2 tRNA genes and 2 rRNA genes are annotated in these 5,158 nt (G+C 50.2%); all 4 read left to right on the top strand.

Annotated elements, in window-relative coordinates:
• Nucleotides 1-32: 32 nt before the first annotated feature.
• Nucleotides 33-1,567 (top strand): 16S ribosomal RNA (locus tag KDM92_RS18160).
• A 118-nt stretch (nt 1,568-1,685) separates the two neighbouring features.
• A tRNA-Ala gene (locus KDM92_RS18155) sits at nt 1,686-1,761 on the top strand.
• Nucleotides 1,762-1,789: 28 nt separating this feature from the next.
• Nucleotides 1,790-1,866, top strand: a tRNA-Ile gene (locus KDM92_RS18150).
• A gap of 398 nt (nt 1,867-2,264) precedes the next feature.
• Nucleotides 2,265-5,137: ribosomal RNA gene (locus tag KDM92_RS18145) — 23S ribosomal RNA — on the top strand.
• Together the 16S and 23S rRNA genes with 2 tRNA genes alongside form the textbook arrangement of a ribosomal RNA operon.
• Nucleotides 5,138-5,158: the final 21 nt, after the last annotated feature.

Below are 5,158 nucleotides of genomic sequence, written 5' to 3'. Positions count from 1 at the left end.
GGATGGAAGCAGAAATGCTAAAAACAGAGATTGAACTGAAGAGTTTGATCCTGGCTCAGATTGAACGCTGGCGGCATGCCTTACACATGCAAGTCGAACGGCAGCACGGACTTCGGTCTGGTGGCGAGTGGCGAACGGGTGAGTAATATATCGGAACATACCTTGTAGTGGGGGATAACTATCCGAAAGGATAGCTAATACCGCATACGCTCTAAGGAGGAAAGCGGGGGATCGTAAGACCTCGTGCTATAAGAGTGGCCGATATCTGATTAGCTAGTTGGTGAGGTAAAGGCTCACCAAGGCGACGATCAGTAGCTGGTCTGAGAGGACGACCAGCCACACTGGAACTGAGACACGGTCCAGACTCCTACGGGAGGCAGCAGTGGGGAATTTTGGACAATGGGGGCAACCCTGATCCAGCAATGCCGCGTGAGTGAAGAAGGCCTTCGGGTTGTAAAGCTCTTTTGTCAGGGAAGAAACGGTTGTGGCTAATATCCATGGCTAATGACGGTACCTGAAGAATAAGCACCGGCTAACTACGTGCCAGCAGCCGCGGTAATACGTAGGGTGCAAGCGTTAATCGGAATTACTGGGCGTAAAGCGTGCGCAGGCGGTTTTATAAGACAGAGGTGAAATCCCCGGGCTCAACCTGGGAACTGCCTTTGTGACTGTAAGGCTAGAGTGTGTCAGAGGGGGGTAGAATTCCACGTGTAGCAGTGAAATGCGTAGATATGTGGAGGAATACCGATGGCGAAGGCAGCCCCCTGGGATAACACTGACGCTCATGCACGAAAGCGTGGGGAGCAAACAGGATTAGATACCCTGGTAGTCCACGCCCTAAACGATGTCTACTAGTTGTCGGGACTTAATTGTCTTGGTAACGCAGCTAACGCGTGAAGTAGACCGCCTGGGGAGTACGGTCGCAAGATTAAAACTCAAAGGAATTGACGGGGACCCGCACAAGCGGTGGATGATGTGGATTAATTCGATGCAACGCGAAAAACCTTACCTACCCTTGACATGGTTGGAATCCCGAAGAGATTTGGGAGTGCTCGCAAGAGAACCAATACACAGGTGCTGCATGGCTGTCGTCAGCTCGTGTCGTGAGATGTTGGGTTAAGTCCCGCAACGAGCGCAACCCTTGTCATTAGTTGCTACATTCAGTTGAGCACTCTAATGAGACTGCCGGTGACAAACCGGAGGAAGGTGGGGATGACGTCAAGTCCTCATGGCCCTTATGGGTAGGGCTTCACACGTCATACAATGGTACATACAGAGGGCTGCCAAACCGCGAGGTGGAGCTAATCCCAGAAAGTGTATCGTAGTCCGGATTGTAGTCTGCAACTCGACTACATGAAGTTGGAATCGCTAGTAATCGCGGATCAGCATGTCGCGGTGAATACGTTCCCGGGTCTTGTACACACCGCCCGTCACACCATGGGAGCGGGTTTCGCCAGAAGTAGGTAGCTTAACCGTAAGGAGGGCGCTTACCACGGCGGGGTTCGTGACTGGGGTGAAGTCGTAACAAGGTAGCCGTATCGGAAGGTGCGGCTGGATCACCTCCTTTCTAGAGTGCGCTTGAATGTTAAGTGTCCACACTTATTGACTGTTAATGATAGAGAACGCAGAAGGCGCTAGCGATAGCAGCGACTTCGAGATTTGCCCGGTTAAGTTGTAAAACGAATGGGGGTTTAGCTCATCTGGTAGAGCACCTGCTTTGCAAGCAGGGGGTGATCGGTTCGAGCCCGGTAACCTCCACCAAGTTAAGTAAGACTAGTGGTAATTGACTGGGGCTGTAGCTCAGCTGGTTAGAGCACCGTGTTGATAACGCGGGGGTCGTTGGTTCGAGCCCAACCAGCCCTACCAAATCGAAGAGAAGCAAGTAGGAAAGCTATGAGAAATAACAAATGTGAGTGGCGCGTGCGCTGTTGAGATTTGTTCTTTCAAAGCGAAAGCAAAGTAATAAAGTAATACCGTTCTTTAACAATTGAGAAGAAGTAAAGTAGAAATAATCAAAATTTATTTCGTAGAGGAGTTGGTAGCGGAAGTTACTAACAAATTTATGGAAGGGTTGTGATTGTATCGAACAAACAAAGTAGTAAAAGTGATCCAAGTCGTCGTCAAGAGATTGACGAAGAAAATAACTCACTTGAGCTACGGCAACGCTAAAGTAATACTCATATAGTAGTAAGGAACTATAACTTCTTTTTGGTGATGAACCTAGCTTCAGCGATGAAGATAGACACCAGAAATCAAAGTTATAGGGACAAGTGACTAAGTGCACATGGTGGATGCCTTGGCGATATCAGGCGATGAAGGACGTAGTAGCTTGCGATAAGCTGCGGGGAGTGAGCAAACACACATTGATCCGCAGATTTCCGAATGGGGAAACCCGGCCGTAAGGTCATTGCAATCTGAATACATAGGATTGCAAAGCGAACGTGGCGAACTGAAACATCTAAGTAGCTACAGGAAAAGAAATCAACCGAGATTCCCAAAGTAGTGGCGAGCGAAATGGGAAGAGCCTGCATGATTTAGCATCTTTAATAGTAGAACGGATTGGAAACTCCGGCCATAGAGGGTGATAGCCCCTTATACGAAATTATCGGTGTGGAACTAAGTATGCGACAAGTAGGGCGGGACACGTGAAATCCTGTCTGAACATGGGGGGACCATCCTCCAAGGCTAAATACTCGATATCGACCGATAGTGAACCAGTACCGTGAGGGAAAGGCGAAAAGAACCCCGGGAGGGGAGTGAAATAGAACCTGAAACCGTGTGCATACAAACAGTCGGAGCGGACTTGTTCCGTGACGGCGTACCTTTTGTATAATGGGTCAGCGACTTACATTCAGTGGCGAGCTTAACCGCATAGGGAAGGCGAAGAGAAATCGAGTCCGAATAGGGCGACAGTCGCTGGGTGTAGACCCGAAACCAGATGATCTACTCATGGCCAGGATGAAGGTGCCGTAACAGGTACTGGAGGTCCGAACCCACTAATGTTGAAAAATTAGGGGATGAGCTGTGGGTAGGGGTGAAAGGCTAAACAAATCTGGAAATAGCTGGTTCTCTCCGAAAACTATTTAGGTAGTGCCTCAAGTATCACCAACGGGGGTAGAGCACTGTTATGGCTAGGGGGTCATCGCGACTTACCAAACCATTGCAAACTCCGAATACCGTTGAGTGCGAGCTTGGGAGACAGACATCGGGTGCTAACGTCCGGTGTCAAGAGGGAAACAACCCAGACCGCCAGCTAAGGTCCCAAAGTACAGCTAAGTGGAAAACGAAGTGGGAAGGCTAAAACAGTCAGGAGGTTGGCTTAGAAGCAGCCACCCTTTAAAGAAAGCGTAATAGCTCACTGATCGAGTCGTCCTGCGCGGAAGATGTAACGGGGCTAAGCTGTACACCGAAGCTGCGGATATCCTTTTAGGATATGGTAGGAGAGCGTTCTGTAAGCCTGCGAAGGTGTCTTGTAAAGGATGCTGGAGGTATCAGAAGTGCGAATGCTGACATGAGTAGCGATAATGGGAGTGAAAAGCTCCCACGCCGTAAGCCCAAGGTTTCCTGTTCAACGTTCATCGGAGCAGGGTGAGTCGGCCCCTAAGGCGAGGCAGAGATGCGTAGCTGATGGGAAGCAGGTTAATATTCCTGCACCGTCGTATGATGCGATGGGGGGACGGATCGCGGAAGGTTGTCAGGCGGTTGGAAGAGCCTGTTCTTGACTTGTAGAAGGTGCTTAGGCAAATCCGGGCACGTAATTCAAGGGGTTGAGACGAGTGAATTTATTCACGAAGCAATCGGAAGTGGTTCCAAGAAAAGCCTCTAAGCTTCAGTCATACGAGACCGTACCGCAAACCGACACAGGTGGGCGAGATGAGTATTCTAAGGCGCTTGAGAGAACTCGGGAGAAGGAACTCGGCAAATTGGTACCGTAACTTCGGGATAAGGTACGCCCTTGTAGTTTGACCCCCCTGCGGGGGAAGGATGAAAGGGTTGCAATAAACTGGTGGCTGCAACTGTTTAATAAAAACACAGCACTCTGCAAACACGAAAGTGGACGTATAGGGTGTGACTCCTGCCCGGTGCTGGAAGATTAAATGATGGGGTGCAAGCTCTTGATTGAAGTCCCAGTAAACGGCGGCCGTAACTATAACGGTCCTAAGGTAGCGAAATTCCTTGTCGGGTAAGTTCCGACCTGCACGAATGGAGTAATGATGGCCACACTGTCTCCTCCCGAGACTCAGCGAAGTTGAAGTGTTTGTGATGATGCAATCTACCCGCGGCTAGACGGAAAGACCCCATGAACCTTTACTGTAGCTTTGCATTGGACTTTGAACCAATCTGTGTAGGATAGGTGGGAGGCTTTGAAGCGGGGACGCCAGTTCTCGTGGAGCCATCCTTGAAATACCACCCTGGTTTGTTTGAGGTTCTAACCTTGGCCCGTTATCCGGGTCGGGGACAGTGCATGGTAGGCAGTTTGACTGGGGCGGTCTCCTCCCAAAGTGTAACGGAGGAGTTCGAAGGTACGCTAGTTACGGTCGGACATCGTGACGATAGTGCAATGGCATAAGCGTGCTTAACTGCGAGACTGACAAGTCGAGCAGGTACGAAAGTAGGACATAGTGATCCGGTGGTTCTGTATGGAAGGGCCATCGCTCAACGGATAAAAGGTACTCTGGGGATAACAGGCTGATTCCTCCCAAGAGTTCATATCGACGGGGGAGTTTGGCACCTCGATGTCGGCTCATCACATCCTGGGGCTGTAGCCGGTCCCAAGGGTATGGCTGTTCGCCATTTAAAGTGGTACGTGAGCTGGGTTTAAAACGTCGTGAGACAGTTTGGTCCCTATCTGCCGTGGGCGTTGGATATTTGAAGGGGGCTGCTCCTAGTACGAGAGGACCGGAGTGGACGAACCTCTGGTGTATCGGTTGTCACGCCAGTGGCATTGCCGAGTAGCTATGTTCGGAAGAGATAACCGCTGAAAGCATCTAAGCGGGAAACTCGCCTTAAGATGAGATATCCCAGAGCCTTGAGCTCTTTAAAGGGTCGTTCGAGACCAGGACGTTGATAGGCTGGGTGTGGAAGTGCAGTAATGCATTAAGCTAACCAGTACTAATTGCCCGTACGGCTTGTCCCTATAACTTTGGTCAGTTATAGA

The organism is Affinundibacterium baiyunense (assembly GCF_018139645.1).
Lineage (GTDB): Bacteria > Pseudomonadota > Gammaproteobacteria > Burkholderiales > Burkholderiaceae_D > Undibacterium > Undibacterium baiyunense.
The sequence above is the reverse complement of the archived record's forward strand: the minus strand, read 5'-3'. Positions and strand labels throughout refer to the sequence as shown.